The sequence below is a fragment of the Tenacibaculum caenipelagi genome (genome assembly GCF_004363005.1).
GTDB lineage: Bacteria > Bacteroidota > Bacteroidia > Flavobacteriales > Flavobacteriaceae > Polaribacter > Polaribacter caenipelagi.
This window is the reverse complement of sequence record NZ_SNYH01000005.1, coordinates 176402-192822: the sequence shown is the minus strand read 5'-3', so window position 1 is coordinate 192822 and position 16421 is coordinate 176402. Positions and strand designations below refer to the sequence as shown.

At 31.7% G+C, this 16421-nt stretch carries 17 protein-coding genes and 2 tRNA genes; 14 read left to right on the top strand and 5 right to left on the bottom strand.

Annotated features, from left to right (window positions below; translation table 11 throughout):
- Window positions 1–9: 9 nt before the first annotated feature.
- From DFQ07_RS11940 to DFQ07_RS11920, 5 genes are all read left to right on the top strand, one after another.
- Window positions 10–873, top strand: coding sequence for a cbb3-type cytochrome c oxidase N-terminal domain-containing protein (locus DFQ07_RS11940; RefSeq protein ID WP_133537167.1), 864 nt, complete (start codon window positions 10–12; stop codon window positions 871–873).
- A 66-nt stretch (window positions 874–939) separates the two neighbouring features.
- Window positions 940–2361 (top strand): cytochrome c oxidase accessory protein CcoG, encoded by a 1422-nt coding sequence (ccoG, locus tag DFQ07_RS11935; protein WP_133537165.1) that lies wholly within the window; start codon window positions 940–942, stop codon window positions 2359–2361.
- 80 nt (window positions 2362–2441) lie between these two features.
- Window positions 2442–2888, top strand: coding sequence for a FixH family protein (locus tag DFQ07_RS11930; protein ID WP_133537163.1), 447 nt, complete (start codon window positions 2442–2444; stop codon window positions 2886–2888).
- Window positions 2888–3586 (top strand): sulfite exporter TauE/SafE family protein, encoded by a 699-nt coding sequence (locus DFQ07_RS11925; RefSeq protein ID WP_133537161.1) that lies wholly within the window; start codon window positions 2888–2890, stop codon window positions 3584–3586. Before DFQ07_RS11930 ends, DFQ07_RS11925 begins: the two co-directional genes overlap by 1 nt.
- Before the next feature lie 89 nt (window positions 3587–3675).
- Window positions 3676–4509 (top strand): universal stress protein, encoded by an 834-nt coding sequence (locus tag DFQ07_RS11920; protein ID WP_133537159.1) that lies wholly within the window; start codon window positions 3676–3678, stop codon window positions 4507–4509.
- 56 nt (window positions 4510–4565) lie between these two features.
- Here the strand turns inward: DFQ07_RS11920 and DFQ07_RS11915 are convergent, their stop codons facing one another.
- The 4 genes from DFQ07_RS11915 to DFQ07_RS11900 all read right to left on the bottom strand — a co-directional run bounded on the left by DFQ07_RS11915 (window position 4566) and on the right by DFQ07_RS11900 (window position 7646).
- A complete protein-coding gene (locus DFQ07_RS11915; protein ID WP_133537157.1) occupies window positions 4566–5270 on the bottom strand; it encodes a DUF4369 domain-containing protein in 705 nt (234 codons plus the stop codon).
- A 40-nt stretch (window positions 5271–5310) separates the two neighbouring features.
- On the bottom strand, window positions 5311–6618 hold the full coding sequence (locus tag DFQ07_RS11910) for a DUF819 family protein (protein WP_133537155.1): 1308 nt from the start codon (window positions 6616–6618) through the stop codon (window positions 5311–5313).
- A gap of 43 nt (window positions 6619–6661) precedes the next feature.
- Window positions 6662–7327: a DUF2490 domain-containing protein gene (locus DFQ07_RS11905; RefSeq protein ID WP_133537153.1), complete on the bottom strand. Its 666-nt coding sequence runs from the start codon at window positions 7325–7327 to the stop codon at window positions 6662–6664.
- A gap of 154 nt (window positions 7328–7481) precedes the next feature.
- Entirely contained in the window at window positions 7482–7646 is a 165-nt protein-coding gene (locus DFQ07_RS11900) for an Arc family DNA binding domain-containing protein (protein ID WP_133537151.1), read from the bottom strand.
- 127 nt (window positions 7647–7773) lie between these two features.
- Between DFQ07_RS11900 and DFQ07_RS11895 the strand changes: the two genes are divergently transcribed.
- The 5 genes from DFQ07_RS11895 (at window position 7774) to DFQ07_RS11875 (ending at window position 12708) form a co-directional block, all read left to right on the top strand.
- Window positions 7774–8562, top strand: coding sequence for a S1/P1 nuclease (locus DFQ07_RS11895; RefSeq protein ID WP_133537149.1), 789 nt, complete (start codon window positions 7774–7776; stop codon window positions 8560–8562).
- A 188-nt stretch (window positions 8563–8750) separates the two neighbouring features.
- Window positions 8751–9200 (top strand): TlpA disulfide reductase family protein, encoded by a 450-nt coding sequence (locus DFQ07_RS11890; RefSeq protein ID WP_243743978.1) that lies wholly within the window; start codon window positions 8751–8753, stop codon window positions 9198–9200.
- Between the two features lie 5 nt (window positions 9201–9205).
- Window positions 9206–9826 (top strand): thioredoxin family protein, encoded by a 621-nt coding sequence (locus DFQ07_RS11885; protein ID WP_133537145.1) that lies wholly within the window; start codon window positions 9206–9208, stop codon window positions 9824–9826.
- A gap of 131 nt (window positions 9827–9957) precedes the next feature.
- Complete coding sequence (locus DFQ07_RS11880) at window positions 9958–12456, top strand: M14 family metallopeptidase (RefSeq protein WP_133537143.1); 2499 nt, start codon at window positions 9958–9960, stop codon at window positions 12454–12456.
- Window positions 12457–12552: 96 nt separating this feature from the next.
- A complete protein-coding gene (locus tag DFQ07_RS11875) occupies window positions 12553–12708 on the top strand; it encodes a YqaE/Pmp3 family membrane protein (protein ID WP_133537141.1) in 156 nt (51 codons plus the stop codon).
- A gap of 106 nt (window positions 12709–12814) precedes the next feature.
- Here the strand turns inward: DFQ07_RS11875 and pafA are convergent, their stop codons facing one another.
- Entirely contained in the window at window positions 12815–14452 is a 1638-nt protein-coding gene (gene pafA / locus DFQ07_RS11870; RefSeq protein WP_133537139.1) for an alkaline phosphatase PafA, read from the bottom strand.
- 119 nt (window positions 14453–14571) lie between these two features.
- Here pafA and DFQ07_RS11865 point away from each other — a divergent pair, with 119 nt between their 5' ends.
- The 4 genes from DFQ07_RS11865 to DFQ07_RS11850 all read left to right on the top strand — a co-directional run bounded on the left by DFQ07_RS11865 (window position 14572) and on the right by DFQ07_RS11850 (window position 16411).
- Window positions 14572–15312, top strand: a complete 741-nt coding sequence (locus DFQ07_RS11865; RefSeq protein WP_133537137.1) for an MlaE family ABC transporter permease — start codon at window positions 14572–14574, stop codon at window positions 15310–15312.
- The gene (locus DFQ07_RS11860) at window positions 15312–16076 is read left to right on the top strand and encodes an ABC transporter ATP-binding protein (protein WP_133537135.1); all 765 of its coding nucleotides are present in this window, start codon (window positions 15312–15314) and stop codon (window positions 16074–16076) included. The genes DFQ07_RS11865 and DFQ07_RS11860 overlap by 1 nt, the downstream gene beginning before the upstream one ends.
- Window positions 16077–16210: 134 nt before the next feature.
- A tRNA-Lys gene (locus DFQ07_RS11855) sits at window positions 16211–16283 on the top strand.
- A gap of 45 nt (window positions 16284–16328) precedes the next feature.
- Window positions 16329–16411 (top strand) — tRNA-Tyr (locus tag DFQ07_RS11850).
- Window positions 16412–16421: the final 10 nt, after the last annotated feature.

Here is a 16421-nt window from a genome sequence, read left to right as displayed (position 1 = left end):
TTAAACAAGATGAAAAAGTATTTTCAATCTATAGCATATATCATTTTTGTTGCAGTAACTTTTTTTACTATCGCTATTGCAATTAAATCATACAAAAATCCATTTAGCTTGTACGAGCATCCTTTAGTGTGGATAGCAATTGTAGCGTTGGTAATGGTTGTTGTTTTAAAAGAAACATTAAACATCGTAGCGCAACAAAAAGCAGAGCAACTTCAAATGGAGAAAGACGGTATTCAACCTGAAGAAGTTGATAACTGGGCTTGGGCTAAAAAAATCATTAGTAAATGGACAGCAGCTAAAGCTGTTGAAGAAGAGGATGAAATTATTTTAGATCATAACTATGATGGAATAAAAGAGTTAGATAATAACTTACCGCCATGGTGGTTATACATGTTCTACGCGACTATAATTTTTGCAGCAGTATATTTAGTAAGATATCATGTGTTAGGTGCAGATAATCAAGATATGGAGTATGCACAAGCAGTTGAGAAAGCAAAAAGAGAACTGGCTGTGTTTAAATCAACTTCAAAAGAAGCAGTTATTGATGCAGAAACGGTTACCGTTTTAACATCTGAAGCTGATTTAAGTAGAGGTAAAGCAGTATATAACTTAAACTGTGCAGCCTGCCACATTGCTGATGGTGGAGGTGGTATTGGACCAAACTTAACCGATGAATATTGGATTTTAGGAGGAGGAATAAAAAATGTTTTCAATACCATTTCTAATGGAGGTAGAGATGGAAAAGGAATGGTAGCTTGGAATAAAACCTTAAAACCTAAAGACATTCAAAAGGTGGCTAGTTATATTATGTCTTTACAAGGTACAACTCCTGCAAAACCTAAAGCTCCTCAAGGAGAAATATATAAAGAGTAAGCAAAAAATAACAAAAGAAGGTAATTAATAATCATTTTTGTTACAGATTAGTTTTTAATAGTTGATATGGAAACACCCAATAACGAACAGTTTAGAGATAGCATAGGTACGATAAACGAAGAAGGGAAACGTGCTTGGGTGTTTCCTAAAAAACCCAGTGGTAAATTTTATAAATACCGTAGCTATGTAAGTTACTTTTTACTGGCCTTTTTATTATCAGCGCCTTTTATAAAAATTAACGGAAACCAGTTTTTACTGTTTAATGTTTTAGAACGCAAGTTTAATATTTTCGGATTTCCCTTTTGGCCACAAGATTTTCATTTGATGGTAATTTCGATGATTATAGGTGTGGTATTTATCATCCTGTTTACCGTTGTTTTTGGGCGAATTTTTTGTGGATGGATTTGTCCGCAAACTATTTTCTTAGAAATGGTTTTTAGAAAAATAGAATATGCAATAGAAGGGGATAGAGGAAAACAAATTCGTTTAGCAAAACAATCATGGAATACTGAAAAGATTAAAAAGAGGGTTTTAAAATGGAGTATCTTTTTTATAATCTCGTTTATCATAGCCAATGTTTTTTTAGCATATCTAATAGGAAGCGATGAACTGATTAGCTATATAACAACAAACCCGTTAGATCATACAAGTACACTAATCTCATTGTTAATTTTTACAGGAGTATTCTATTTTGTGTTCGCTTGGTTTAGAGAACAAGTATGTATCATTGCTTGTCCTTATGGAAGGTTACAAGGAGTATTACTTGATAATAAAACAATTAATGTAGCTTATGATCATGTACGAGGAGAAGGTAAAGTAGGAAGAGGAAAGTTTAATAAAAAAGAAGATAGAGCAGCGTCAGGTAAAGGAGATTGTATTGATTGTTTTCAATGTGTACATGTATGTCCTACAGGAATAGACATTCGTAATGGAACGCAGTTAGAGTGTGTAAATTGCACAGCTTGTATTGATGAGTGTGATCATATGATGGAAAAGGTAGGGTTACCTAAAGGATTGATTCGTTATGCAAGTGAAGAAAACATTGTAAAGAAGGCTCCTTTTAAGTTTACAGCTAGAATGAAAGGATATTCAGCAGTGCTGTTCATCTTGATAGGAATTTTAGTTGGAATGCTATTTTTAAGAAATGATGTAGAGGCAACAATTTTAAGATTACCAGGACAATTGTATCAGCATAAAGAAAACGGAATTATTAGTAATATTTATACTTATAAAGTAATTAATAAAACAACGAAACAAATAGATGATGTAAGTTATAAATTGTTGTCTCATAAAGGGAAAATAGAAATGGTAACACACCATAATTTTGAAGTACCAAAACAAGGATTAGCTGAAGGTACATTGTTTATAGAACTGCATCAATCAGAAATGAAAAAAGAAAAAGTAAGTTTAAAAATAGGTGTGTACAGTGGAGATAAACTAATAGAAACCACTACAACCAATTTTTTAGGGCCAAGAAGTTATAGATAAAAAGAATCGTCTCTAGTACAGTAGAGAAATAAAAATATAAAGGTATCGACTGTATTCGACCTAACCTAAAACTAAATAAAATGAAACTAAACTGGGGCACGGGCATAGTAATCGCAATTATAGGGTTTATAGGGTTTATCATGTATTTTGTAATAGCCATGAGTACAGATAAAAACTATAATCACGATTTAGTAACTGAAAAATATTATCAACAAGAATTAGAATTTCAGCATAAAATTGATGCTACTAAAAACGCGAATACTTTAAAAGAGAAAATTAAAATAGAAAGAACTAATGAAGGGGTAAAAGTCCACTTTCCAACGGATTTTAACCTTAAAGATATTAAAGGAAAAGTGTTCCTATACAGACCATCTGATAAACAACTGGATTTTGAAATACCTATTTCACTTTCCAATACATATTTGCTCGTGCCTGAGAATCGTTTGTTGGGTGGTCGCTGGAACATCACAGTTTCTTGGAACTACAAAAATAAAGATTATTTATATCAAGAAGAATTAGTTTACTAATGTTTCTTTCAGCAATCATATTTGGGTTATTAGGAAGTTTTCACTGCATAGGCATGTGCGGTCCTATAGCTTTTATGTTACCTGTAGATAGGACTAACAAAGTAAAACAGTTTTTTCAAATTACTAGTTATCATTTAGGACGTTTATTTACTTATAGTTTAATCGGGCTGTTATTTGGAGCCTTAGGGAAAGGATTTTATTTTTTCGGATTTCAGCAGCAACTTTCAATCATAGTGGGAGTTTTAATGATTTTGATAATTCTTCTGCCTAAAACATTTCAAAAATATAATTTGTCAAAACCAATAAACAAGTTGGTAATTAAAGTAAAATCTTCTCTTGGAAAAGAGCTTAAGAATAGAAGAAATGATACTTTTTTTACAATTGGTTTTTTAAATGGATTTTTACCTTGCGGATTGGTGTATATGGCGGTTTTTGGTGCGTTAAGTACTACCAATGTATTATCAGGTAGTCTGTACATGTTTCTTTTTGGTTTAGGAACCATTCCGTTAATGACGACGGTTGTTTATGTAGGTAATTTTGCTAATGGATTGCTACGAAAGAAAATTCAACAAGCTATACCCTATGTAGTAATATTTATAGGGATTTTATTTGTTTTACGTGGTTTAGGTTTAGGAATTCCATATGTATCTCCATTACCAGTAACTGAGCTTCACAATTCTGTAGAAGGTTGTCATTAAAGAATTTTGATGATTATTATCATAGTTTTAATGCTAAAATTTAGGTAACTTTATGGGAAAGGTTATAAACACTCTTAAATGTTCAGATTATGAAAAAAATAATAGTACCCGTTGATTTTTCATTGCATTCAGAAAACGCTTTAAAAACTGCTGCTTTTTTAGCAAAACAAACAGGAGCAGAAGTAGTAGCAGTACATATGTTAGAATTATCGAATGCTGTAATTAGTCAGTCAGAAAGTTACATTCAGCAAGAAATGTTATTTTATTTAAAACTGACAGAAAAAAAGTTTACCGATTTTTTGCAGAAAGATTATTTATCAGATATAAAAGTAACTCCCGTGGTAAAGCATTTTAAAATTTTTAGTGAGTTAGATAAGTTGGCCAGAGAAGAAAATGCAGATTTAATAGTCATGGGATCAAAAGGAGTAGAAGGTTTAAAAGAAATGTTTATTGGTTCTAATACAGAAAAGGTAATTCGTTATGCACATACTCCTGTACTTGTAATCAAAGAAAAACCGATAACTCAAAAAATAGAGAAGGTAATTTTTGCCTGCGATTTTTCGGATGATGATGTTAAACCCTACATAAGAGCCAAAGATTTTTTTAAGAAATTAGGCTGTAATATTGAGTTGGTATATATAAGTACACCTACTTCTAAGTTTAGAAGTACTCAACAATTAGAAGAAAAAATGTTACGCTTTTTTTATCAAGCGGATGAAAGTGAGGAGCACATGAAAAATGTGAAGATTATTTCTGACTTTTCAGTAGAAAAAGGAATCTTTTACTATGCTGATAAAGTAAATTCAGATGTTTTGGTGGTGGCTACTCATGGCAGAAAAGGAATATCGCACTTTTTTGAAGGTAGTATTTCCGAAGATATTGCTAACCATAGTGAACTACCAGTAATGTCATTCAAAATCTAAAACAAAAAAGCTCATTCAATTTGAATGAGCTTTTTTGTTTTCTCTAGATAAGATATTTATTTACCTTCTTTAGTTTTAATATCACTTATGAATTTTTGTAAACGTTTACCGTAATCAGAATTTTTAACCCTATCAGTTAAACTATTATTGATAGTATCTAACAATTGAATATTAGCATCATATAATTCAGATAAAGCAATGAATGGAGCTGCTTCATAGTCTGCATTTGCAATAGCAAAGTTTGTTGTGAATAAAAAACGACGACGAATCATTTTTTTATAATCAGCCTCTATTTGTTTAAGTAATTCATCATCTTTAGCTTGGCGGGCTTCTACTTCTTTTTTGAAGAAATCTAAACGTTGATCTGTAAATTTTTGATTTATTTCACGGTATTTGTCCATTACTTCTTGGTTTTTAGAACCTTTTATTTCAGGTTTAAAACCAAACTCTTCAACATTATCGTTAATAGTAATTTCACCTTCTTCACCAAAAAACATAATATGCTTATCAGTTGTATTACCATCAAAAGTTAAATAATATACTACAGGAGATTGAACGTCATCAGTCAATGTAAATTTATCATCACCTAACAAAGCCATTGAATCTACAGATACTAAAGCTGTATCTTTCATTTTTTGAAGATATAAAGTACCTTTTTTTAATCCTTTAATCTGACCTTTAACAATCATATTTCCTTCTTTCTTAGAGGAACAAGCAAAAGCTACTAGGGCAATTGCGAAAAGAGTAATAATTTTCTTCATTGAGTTCAAAATTTATAAGATGCAAATATGCAGATTTCTCTTAAACTTTAGAGGCTATTTCCATTAAAATTGTACATACTATCGCACCAACAGTTCCAATAGCATAGCCAAAAACGGCTAACAAAACACCTACTGTTGCTAGCGAAGGATGAAAAGCTTGTGCTACGATAGGAGCAGATGCGGCACCTCCTACATTAGCTTGACTACCTACAGCTAAGAAAAAGTACGGTGCACGAATTAATTTAGCTACTAAGATTAATAAACCTGCATGTATAGACATCCATACTAATCCGATAGCAATTAATCCAGGGTTTTCAAAAGCTTGGTTTAAATCCATTTTCATACCGATGGTTGCAACTAATATGTATATAAATACACTTCCCAGTTTACTAGCTCCTGCACCCTCGTAATTTTTTGCTTTGGTAAATGATAATAAAATAGCTACAATAGTAGAGATGCTAATTAACCAAAAGAAACTTGAGCCTAAGAAAGAAAAGATATTTCTCCATGTTTGAGACGAAATATTAGCAACTATATTACTAAAAAAATCAGCTAAAAATTTTGAAGTAAAGTGTCCAAAACCTACAGTACCAAAACCTATAGCTAGCATAATCATGAAATCGGTTAAAGTAGGATTCTTCTTAACACTTAAGGTAAATTTCGAAACACGTTCTTTTAAATCTTCAATAGCAGAATTATCAGCTTTTAACCATTTGTCGATTTTATCTTTTTTACCAATTCCTATTAGTAAAATAGCCATCCATATATTGGCAACAACGATATCGACAATTACCATTCCTCCATATTTTGCAGGATTATATTGGTAAATTTCAAGCATAGCTGTTTGGTTGGCTCCACCACCAATCCAGCTTCCTGCAAGGGTTGATAAACCTCTCCATACAGCATCAAATCCTGAGCCACCTACAGTTTTTGGTGAAAAAATAGAGATTAATAAAATAGCAAGAGGACCACCAATTATGATACCAACAGTTCCTGTAAAGAACATGATTAATGCTTTAGAACCTAAGTTAAAAATAGCTTTTAAATCGATACTTAATGTCATTAAAACTAAGGCAGCAGGTAATAAAAATCGACTAGATACATAATATAACTGAGATTCGTTTTTTACAACTTCACCTGCAGTATTTGTAATTTCCCATTCGGGAGAAATCACACCTAAAGTGGTGAATATTGCAGGAATAAAATATGCCATGAATAAACCTGGAACTATTTTATAAAACTTGTGCCAAAATCCTGAAGTTTTCGATTCTGTATAAAACACAAAACCTAAAGAAATCATTAGAATACCAAATACAATTGCATCGTTAGTAAAAAGAGGTGCTCCCATTTTAAAATTTAATTTTTGCTAAAGTATGAAATAATAGTTAGTTCTATTTTTTATGGTCAGTACTGATAGCAACACCTAGTTGAATTCTATTAAAATTATTAACCTCATTTACATTAATTAGTTGATATCCTACTTGAAGTTTTATAATGTCTGATATTTTGTATTTAAAGCCTCCGCCAAACCAGTTTTGATTGTAAGCTTCACCGTCAAAGTCAAAAAAGGTTTCGTTGTATAAGTAAGTAGACCATTTCTTATTAATGGGATGGCTTAATGCTAATTGATAACGAAAAAAATTACCTGTAGTAGATTCGAAAAAACGTTGTTCAGCTCTAAAACGATGTGCTAAACTTAAACTCGCTATTTTATGGTTTACATTTAAATCTTCATAAATACGATGTTCGTTAAAGTCTCCATTATTAATTTCAAAAGTTCGATCAGTATTTAAGAAAGCATATCCTAGAGTTGCACTTATATTTTTGTTGAATTTATAATTACCTCCCAAACGTCCAATAAATTGCTGCATATCGTCTCCAATTTCAAAAAAGCGAAAATGTGCCATGGTTTTTAAGCTAAACTTATTAGAAATTTGATGTGATCCGTTGTACATATACCAAACACCTAATTCTTTTGCAGGATTTGATTCGGCTACTTGTTGTGCGAAACTGTTTAATGAAATTAAAGTAATAATTAATAAAGATAGTTTTCTCATAATAATTTTAGTGGTTCTTTGTGATATTAAAAATCCCCCATGTAATAGCTATGTGGGAGATTTGTGTGTTATATTGACAAAAATATAAACTAAAGAACTCTTACTAAAAGTTATATTGTTAAAGTTATTTGAGCTTATTTCTAATTTGTTATCCTTAGTCTTCTTTCTTTTTTGGTTCTCGTTTGGCTTCTTTAAGAGTTTGCATAAGCATCCATTCGATCTGACCATTGGTAGATCGAAATTCATTAGAAGCCCATTTTTCAAAGGCTTTTAATATATCTTCATTGATACGCAATGCAAATGCGTTCTTTTTTACCATGTGTTATTTTAAAACTATTTTTTTTAAATTAAAGTGATCTTAAAAAGACATGGGGTAATTTTATTGAACCCAAGTTTTTGAGCAAATATTTTATAATTTAGCACTCAATTTTAATTATAAATTATAGATGAGAACAAAGCTTTTACTATTAGTATCTATTTTATTTATCAGTGTTTCTTTTGCTGCTAATAATGAAGATATTTGGGGATCTACAGGTCATAGAGCTACAGGAAAAATTGCAGAGAAGCATTTAACTAAAAGAGCTAAAAAGAAAATAGAAAAATTATTACAAGGGGAGAGTTTAGCGTTTGTATCAACCTATGCTGATGAAATCAAATCTGATAGAAAAAAATACGGAAAGTTTTATACTTGGCATTATGTGAATATGCCATTAGATACCCGTTATGAAGATACTGAGAAAAATCCGGATGGTGATTTAGTAACAGGTATAGGAGAATGCGTGAAAGTATTAAAGGATGCTAGTAGCTCGGTAGAAGATAAACGTTTTTATTTGAAGATGTTAATACACTTAATAGGAGACTTACATCAACCAATGCATATAGGTCAAAAAGAAGATAAAGGAGGAAATACAATACAGGTTCAATGGCATGGTAAAGGATCTAATTTACACAGAGTTTGGGATGAGAACTTGATTGATAAATATGATATGAGCTATATAGAATTAGCAGAGAACGCTAAAAATTTATCAAAAGAACAAATAAAAGTTATTCAAAAAGGAAGTGTAATAGATTGGTTACAAGACACACATCAATTGACAAAAGAAGTATATAAGTCTGCTGAGGCAGGAGAGAACTTACGTTACCGTTATTCGTATGTATACTTTCCTGTAGTGAGAGAACAATTACAAAAAGGAGGATTACGTTTAGCTAAATTATTGAATGAAATTTTTGATTAAACTTAATCAGCAGAACAAAAAAACTAAAAAGCTCGGGAATTTTTTCCGAGCTTTTTTTCTTGTTAATCTTTAGTTAATTCTATTTTTTGAATATTTTAAATGGTTAATTTTGAGAGAAATGATATCATATAATGTATAAAGCACAATTCTTTCTTTTAATTGTTTTAGTATTGTTTTCTTGTAAGAAAATGCCAAAAGAAAGCACAGAAAGTAAAGAAGTAACTATCACTACACTAAATTACGAACAATTAAAACCGTTGCTACATAAAAAAGACGATAAAACATATGTATTCAACTTCTGGGCAACATGGTGTATGCCTTGTGTAAAGGAGCTACCTGCTTTCGAGAAATTAAATGAAAAGTTTAAAGATAAAAATGTAGAAGTTGTTTTGGTGAGCTTAGATTTTTTGAGACAAATTGAAAGTGACTTAAAACCGTTTATAAAAGAAAAGAAGATACAATCAAAAGTGCTTCATTTTGAAGATTCAAATGAACAGTTTTGGATTAGAGATATTGCAGAAAATTGGTCAGGCTCTATACCTGCTACACTAATTTACAATGCGCAAAAAAGAAAGTTTTATGAACAATCATTTAGCTATGAAGAATTGCAAAACGAATTACAAACCTTTTTAAACTAGATAGCATGAAAACATTTAAAATTATATTGATGTTACTTGTAGTTGCTAGCATATCAGCATTTACAGTAAACAGTTCCAAAGGGTATAAAGTGGGAGACGAAGCTTCAGATTTTAAACTAAAGAATATTGATGATACTATGGTTTCTTTGGCAGACTATAAAGATGCAAAAGGTTTTATAGTGGTATTTACGTGCAATATGTGTCCATATTCAAAAGCAAATGAAAATCGATTAATTGCTTTGGATAAAAAATATAAAAAGAAAGGTTTTCCGGTAATTGCTATTAATTCAAATGATTCAGAGGTATCAAAAGGGGATAGTTTTGAAGCAATGAAAGTACGTGCCAAAGAAAAAGGATTTACATTTCCGTATTTGTTTGATGAAGGACAAGAAGTGTACCCGAAATACGGAGCAACTAAAACACCTCATGTATTCATTTTAAACAAAAAAAATGACAAGTTAATTGTAGAATACATAGGAGCTATAGATGATAGTTCTCGTGATGAGAACAATGTAAAGGAGCGTTTTGTTGAAAATGCAGTAGATGCTTTATTAAAAGGAGAAAAACCTACAAAAACTGATACCAGAGCTATTGGATGTTCTATAAAGGATAAGAGAAGAAGGTAGCTACATACATAAAAAATCATTGAATAAAGTCCCACGCCAATGTGGGATTTTGTTCTTATACGAAAGAGAGAATTCCAAATACCTGAGAAATATCTATTTTTATAAACCTAATTAAATTAATGAACTCACTAATGAAGAGATTATCTACACTATTATTATTTATCTGTACAACATTATCTGCTCAAACAATCGATTTGAGTTATTATTTACCTAAAGATATTTCTTATAACGAAAATATTCCTACACCTAAATCAGTTTTAGGGCATGAAGTAGGAGAGTGGCATGTAACACATGATAAATTAGTGGAGTACATGAAGGCTTTAGCAAAATTTTCAGATAGAGTAACACTTGAAAATAGAGGGAGAACATATGAAGGAAGACCTTTATTATTATTGACAATTACATCACCTAAAAATCACCAGAATTTAGAACTAATAAGAAAAAATCACATCAAAGCAACGGAAGATGCTTCGGTTAATATAACTAATAGTCCGATTGTGGTATATCAAGGGTTTTCAATTCACGGTAATGAGGCTAGTGGATCTAACGCAGCTTTAGCTGTAGCATATTACTTAGCGGCAGGAGAAGGAGAGAAAATAGAAAAATTATTAGAGAAGACAGTGATTTTATTTGACCCGTCGTTGAATCCAGATGGTTTACAGCGATTTGCCTATTGGGTAAACACGAATAAAGCAAATAACATCAACCCTGATCCAAATGATAGAGAGTATCATGAGGTCTGGCCTGGGGGAAGAACAAATCACTATTGGTTTGATATGAATCGTGATTGGTTACCAGTTCAATTACCTGAAAGCAAAGCGAGAATTAAAACATTTCACCATTGGTTACCAAATATTTTAACCGATCATCATGAAATGGGAACCAATTCAACGTTCTTTTTTCAACCGGGAATTCCTAGTAGAACCAATCCATTTACACCAAAAATGAATCAGGAATTGACGAAAGAAATTGCTGCCTACCATGCAAAAGCGCTAGATAAAATTGGTTCGACTTATTATTCAGAAGAAAGTTTTGATGATTTTTATTACGGAAAAGGTTCAACTTTTCCAGATATTAATGGAGGTATTGGGATTTTGTTTGAGCAAGGAAGTTCTCGCGGACATGCACAAGAAAGTGAGAATGGGGTGTTAACTTTTCCGTTTACAATTCGTAATCAGTTTACTGCAGCTTTATCAACTTTGGATGCTGCTAAAAAAATGAGAACTAAAATTTTGCAATATCAACAAGATTTTTATAAAAATTCAAGAAATACAACAACTAATAAAGCCATCGTTTTTGGGGATGAAAAGGATGCAACAAAAACAAATCGTTTGGCAGAGGTTTTGCAACGTCATCAAATTAAACTTCACGAGCTAAAAGAAAATTTTACTTCTAAAGGGAAAAATTTCAAAAAAGGATATAGTTATGTAGTGCCAATGAATCAGAAAAATCATCGATTGATAAAAGCAATGTTTGACGTACGAACTACGTTTAAAGATAGCTTGTTTTATGATGTGTCTGCTTGGACTTTTAATTATGCGTTTGGAGTTGATTTTGTTGATAACGTATCGTTGTCAAAAGCTGGAGTAGAGGTAACTGAATTAGGATCAAAGCTAGGAACAATTCAGCAGAAAAGTAGTGTAGGATATTTATTTTCTTGGAATGAGTATAATACACCAAGAGCATTGAATGCTATTTTAGAAAAAGGATTGCGCGCAAAAGTTGCGATGAAGAACTTTGTAAATGGTAACGATTCTTACGATTACGGAACCATTTTCATTCCAGCTCAAAATCAAGAATTAAACGGAAGTGAACTATTTGACTTCTTGGGTAAAGTTGCAAATGAAAATCATATAGAGATTAAAGGAGTAGCTACAGGTTTAAATGAAGGAATTGATTTAGGAAGTAGAAATTTTGAAGCTATCAAGAAACAAAAAGTAGCGATGTTGGTAGGAAACAAGATTACAAGTAGTGATGCTGGAGAGATTTGGCATTTGTTTGATCAACGTTATAATATGAAAGTAACAAAGCTAGATACAGATTATGCTTCAAGAATAAATTTAGCAAAATACACAGCGATTATTGTTCCCAATAGTCAACCTATTGATAAGAATTTGGAAGAAAAGTTAAAAGTATGGGTACGTAATGGAGGAATGTTAATCGGATACCGAAATGCAGTGGATTGGTTATCAAACAAAGGATTTATTGATGTAAAATTTAATAAGGTAAAAATAGATACGATTAGCAATGTATCGTTTGAAAATCGTTCATTACAATCGGGAGCGCAAGTAATTGGAGGAGCCATTTTTGAAGCAAAGTTAGACCGTTCACATCCAATTAACTTTGGTTATAAAAACGACAGAATAGCTTTGTTTAGAAACACCAAACAGTTTATACAGCCAGATGCTAAGAGTTATAATAATCCTATTCAATATACAAGTAACCCGCTATTGAGTGGTTATATCTCAAAAGAAAATTTAAAAGCATTAAAAAATACGGTTCCATTTAAAGCAGAAAAATTAGGAAGCGGGAGAGTAATCATTTTCACTGATAATACTAATTTTAGAGCTTTTTGGTATGGAACTAACAAGTTATTGATGAATGCAATTTTCTTTGGAAAGTTGATGTAGGAAAAAAATAGAAATAAAAAACTTTAGTAATAATGGAGCAACTGTAACATTTTTCAGTGAAAATCGTCTTTTAAGTGTATTAACCAAAAAAAGACTATGAGTTTACTAAGAGTTTTATTAGCAATTTTCTTTCCTCCTTTGGCAGTACTAGGAAAAGGATGTGGGTCGGTGGTGATTGTATTTTTATTGACCCTTTGCGGATGGGTGCCAGGAGTTATTGGAGCATTAGTGATACTGAATAATCCTAAATAAGCAATGTGGTAATTCGGTAATTTGAAAATGAATTAATTAAAAAACTCCAACTTGATTTTATCAAATTGGAGTTTTTCTATAATCTAGTATTTCTTTTCTAAATTCTCTACTTAAATACTTCATCTATAATTTTACCAGAACATCCATTTGGAAACTGAATTTGTAATAAATTAGAGATTGTAGGAGCAATATCTACAATTTCATATTTCTTTTTTGAAGAACCTTGTTTGATTCCGTTTCCGTAAAAAATCATAGGAATATGGGTGTCATATGTATATCCTGAACCATGTGTGGTTCCTTTTTTAGAACTGCTACTAATTGTTGATGGAGTAGGGATTAACATAACATCTCCAGAAAACTTTTGATTATAACCGTTTTGTAAAGAGTTTAATACTCCATTGGTAAATGTGGTAGTTTGTAAAGTTTTAGCAGTAACAGCCTTATAAATTCCTTTATAATTGATGGCTTCATCAGCAATGGTTTGTGCTACGGTTTCATAGTCAAGTTTTAAATCTTGAATTTTATCTTTAGCTAAGAAAACTTGAAAATTAGAAACATTTTCAATGATTTCATCAGACTTGAAATATTTTAAAGTAACCTCATTTAAAAAGTTTTTAAAAGCAACAGGTTTAATGTAGTTTGCAGGAATTTTTATCGACTGTAAATAGGAAGGAACCTGAACCGCAGCATGATCAGCAGTTAAGAACAATGTGTAGTTGTCTTTTCCTAGTTGTGTGTCTAAAAATTTAAATAAATCAGCTAAATCTTGATCTAAACGTAAATAAGTGTCTTCAATTTCTTTAGATGCAACTCCAAATTGATGTCCCACATAATCAGTAGAAGAATAACTGATAGCGATAAAATCAGTATACTCAGATTTTCCTAGTTTTTCATTAACAATAGCTGCTTTAGCAAAATCGGTTGTAAGTGAGTTTCCTGCAGGTGTAGCTTTAATAATACTATAGTTGTTATTCTTGCTTCTTAAAGAAGGAATATCGTGAGGGAAAACAGGTCTTTCTTCTCCTTCAAATGTAACTTCAAAATTGTTATCATCCTCAATACTTTCTGTATAAGTATTAATGTCGTACAATGTTTCCCAAGGTTTATTTAAATATTCATCCACTTTACCAGATTTATTAAAATCTTGTACCCAAGCAGGTAATTCATTCAAGTAAAAAGATGAAGAAACCCATTGCCCTTTTTCACCTCCATCGAACCAATATGCAGCATTTGCAGTATGACCAGTAGGTAAAATTGCAGAACGATCTTTAAGTGCAATACCAATAGTTTTTCCATTCATATTTTGCGCTAATCTTAATTGATCGGTCATCGTAGTTGTCATCATTCTATAAGGAGACTTTTTACCTCCCTCACCATCATTTCCTACAGTTTTATAGTTGTTGTCATCTACACAATAAATAGTCTTCTTTTCATATTTATCATACCAATGATTACTAATTATTCCGTGGTTGGTTGGAGTTGTACCAGTGTATATTGAAGTATGTCCAACAGCAGTGTAAGTAGGAATATAGTTATAGTGAGCATTTTCTAAAGAAAATCCATTATTTAATAAACGTTTAAAGCCATCGTTTCCATACTTATTAGCAAAGCGAATGAGGTAGTCGTAGCGCATTTGGTCAACAACAACTCCAACCATTAGTTTCGGTTTTTGAGCCTTAGTTTTTGTATTAGTAACACAGCTAGTTAAGTATATTATAGCTGCTAAAAATGCTATTTTTTTCATGTTAAATTTTAAAAAATTTAATGTCAAAGGTACATAAAAAGGAAGCTAAAACTTATAAATAGGATGATGAGTTAATGGTTTTTTAATACTTTAGCAAAAAAGAAAATAGAATTCATTTAATGAACTACATTGAGCATATAGGTAAATACGTTACAATGCTTAAACAGGTTTTTACTAAACCTCAAAGAGCCAGAGTATTTCGTGAAGCCTTATTTAGAGAAATTGATGAGTTGGGGCATAAATCAATTGGAATTATAGCTTTTATTTCATTTTTTATTGGAGGAGTAATCGCATTACAAACAGCCTTAAATTTAGAAAGTCCGTTTATACCCAAATCTTTAATTGGTTTTGCGGCTAAGCGTTCAGTAATTTTAGAGTTTGCACCTACTTTTTGTTCTATTATTTTAGCAGGAAAGGTTGGTTCATATATAACCTCAAGTATAGGTACTATGAGGGTTACAGAGCAAATTGATGCGTTAGAGGTAATGGGAATCAATTCTTTAAACTATTTAGTATTACCTAAAATAATTGCAACCGTGTTTTTTTATCCGTTCTTAATAATACTAGGAATGTTTTTAGGAATTTTTGGAGGATGGATAGCTGGTGTTATCTCAGGATTATTTTCAGGGATGGATTTTGTTACTGGTGTTCAAATGGATTTTGATCCGTTTTTGATTACCTATGCCTTAATAAAAACAGTGGTTTTTGCTTTCTTAATTGCTACTGTACCTTCGTACCACGGATATTATGTAAAAGGAGGGTCGCTAGAAGTAGGTAAAGCAAGTACCCAATCGGTAGTGTGGACTACTGTGCTTATTGTAATAGCCAATTATTTCTTAACTCAAATGTTATTAACCTAATGATAGAAGTAAATAATTTACGTAAAGGATTTAACGGTGTTGAGATTTTAAAAGGAATAACCACTTCGTTTAAACCAGGGGAAACAAGTTTGATTATTGGTCAAAGTGGTTCAGGTAAAACAGTATTTTTAAAATCATTGATAGGTTTGCATACTCCTGAAGAAGGAACGATTGTATATGATGGATTAGCAAATGTAGATATGACGATAGAAGATAGACGTCAATTCCGTCAAGAATTAGGAATGGTTTTTCAAGGAAGTGCTTTGTTTGATTCACAAACAGTTGAAGAAAATGTGATGTTTCCGCTAAAAATGTTCACCAAAAAGCCAGAAGACGAAATGTTAGATAGAGTGAACTTTGTTTTAAATAGAGTAAACTTAGAAAATTCTAATAAAAAATTTCCAGCAGAATTATCAGGAGGAATGCAAAAGCGTGTTGCTATAGCACGTGCTATTGTAATGAATCCAAAATTTTTGTTTTGTGATGAGCCAAATTCAGGATTAGATCCGCAAACTGCTATTGTTATCGACAACTTAATTAAAGAGATTACCGATGAATATAAAATAACCACGGTAATCAATACACACGATATGAATTCGGTGATGGAAATAGGAGATAAGATAGTTTTTCTTAAAAACGGAGTAAAAGCTTGGGAGGGGTCACACAAAGAAATCTTCAAAACTGATAACGAAGCAGTAGTAGATTTTGTGTATTCATCTAACTTATTTAAAAAAGTTAGGCAGGCTTACTTAAATGATATTTAGGTAACTTTCTGTGTTTTAATGAGTAATGAAAAAGGTTGTTTTTTTTTGAAAATAAATTCAAAAAAATGTTTGCTGAAACAATAAAACCTTCTATATTTGCACCCGCAAACGCAGAAAAGCAAAAGCGATAAAATGACCGGGTAGCTCAGTTGGTAGAGCATCTCCCTTTTAAGGAGAGGGTCCTGGGTTCGAGCCCCAGCCCGGTCACTAGTAAAGCTTCTCGATAAAAGAGAAGCTTTTTTTAAAAGCTTTGGGGAGATTCCAGAGCGGCCAAATGGGACGGACTGTAACTCCGTTGTCTTACGACTTCGCAGGTTCGAATCCTGCTCTCCCCACAAAAAACCT

Bases quoted from the DNA above. Each gene is read 5' to 3' on its own strand.
- DFQ07_RS11940 (WP_133537167.1), top strand. From the start codon at position 10: ATGAAAAAGTATTTTCAATCTATAGCATATATCATTTTTGTTGCAGTA.
- ccoG (WP_133537165.1), top strand. From the start codon at position 940: ATGGAAACACCCAATAACGAACAGTTTAGAGATAGCATAGGTACGATA.
- DFQ07_RS11930 (WP_133537163.1), top strand. From the start codon at position 2,442: ATGAAACTAAACTGGGGCACGGGCATAGTAATCGCAATTATAGGGTTT.
- DFQ07_RS11925 (WP_133537161.1), top strand. From the start codon at position 2,888: ATGTTTCTTTCAGCAATCATATTTGGGTTATTAGGAAGTTTTCACTGC.
- DFQ07_RS11920 (WP_133537159.1), top strand. From the start codon at position 3,676: ATGAAAAAAATAATAGTACCCGTTGATTTTTCATTGCATTCAGAAAAC.
- DFQ07_RS11915 (WP_133537157.1), bottom strand. From the start codon at position 5,270: ATGAAGAAAATTATTACTCTTTTCGCAATTGCCCTAGTAGCTTTTGCT.
- DFQ07_RS11910 (WP_133537155.1), bottom strand. From the start codon at position 6,618: ATGGGAGCACCTCTTTTTACTAACGATGCAATTGTATTTGGTATTCTA.
- DFQ07_RS11905 (WP_133537153.1), bottom strand. From the start codon at position 7,327: ATGAGAAAACTATCTTTATTAATTATTACTTTAATTTCATTAAACAGT.
- DFQ07_RS11900 (WP_133537151.1), bottom strand. From the start codon at position 7,646: ATGGTAAAAAAGAACGCATTTGCATTGCGTATCAATGAAGATATATTA.
- DFQ07_RS11895 (WP_133537149.1), top strand. From the start codon at position 7,774: ATGAGAACAAAGCTTTTACTATTAGTATCTATTTTATTTATCAGTGTT.
- DFQ07_RS11890 (WP_243743978.1), top strand. From the start codon at position 8,751: ATGCCAAAAGAAAGCACAGAAAGTAAAGAAGTAACTATCACTACACTA.
- DFQ07_RS11885 (WP_133537145.1), top strand. From the start codon at position 9,206: ATGAAAACATTTAAAATTATATTGATGTTACTTGTAGTTGCTAGCATA.
- DFQ07_RS11880 (WP_133537143.1), top strand. From the start codon at position 9,958: ATGAAGAGATTATCTACACTATTATTATTTATCTGTACAACATTATCT.
- DFQ07_RS11875 (WP_133537141.1), top strand. From the start codon at position 12,553: ATGAGTTTACTAAGAGTTTTATTAGCAATTTTCTTTCCTCCTTTGGCA.
- pafA (WP_133537139.1), bottom strand. From the start codon at position 14,452: ATGAAAAAAATAGCATTTTTAGCAGCTATAATATACTTAACTAGCTGT.
- DFQ07_RS11865 (WP_133537137.1), top strand. From the start codon at position 14,572: ATGAACTACATTGAGCATATAGGTAAATACGTTACAATGCTTAAACAG.
- DFQ07_RS11860 (WP_133537135.1), top strand. From the start codon at position 15,312: ATGATAGAAGTAAATAATTTACGTAAAGGATTTAACGGTGTTGAGATT.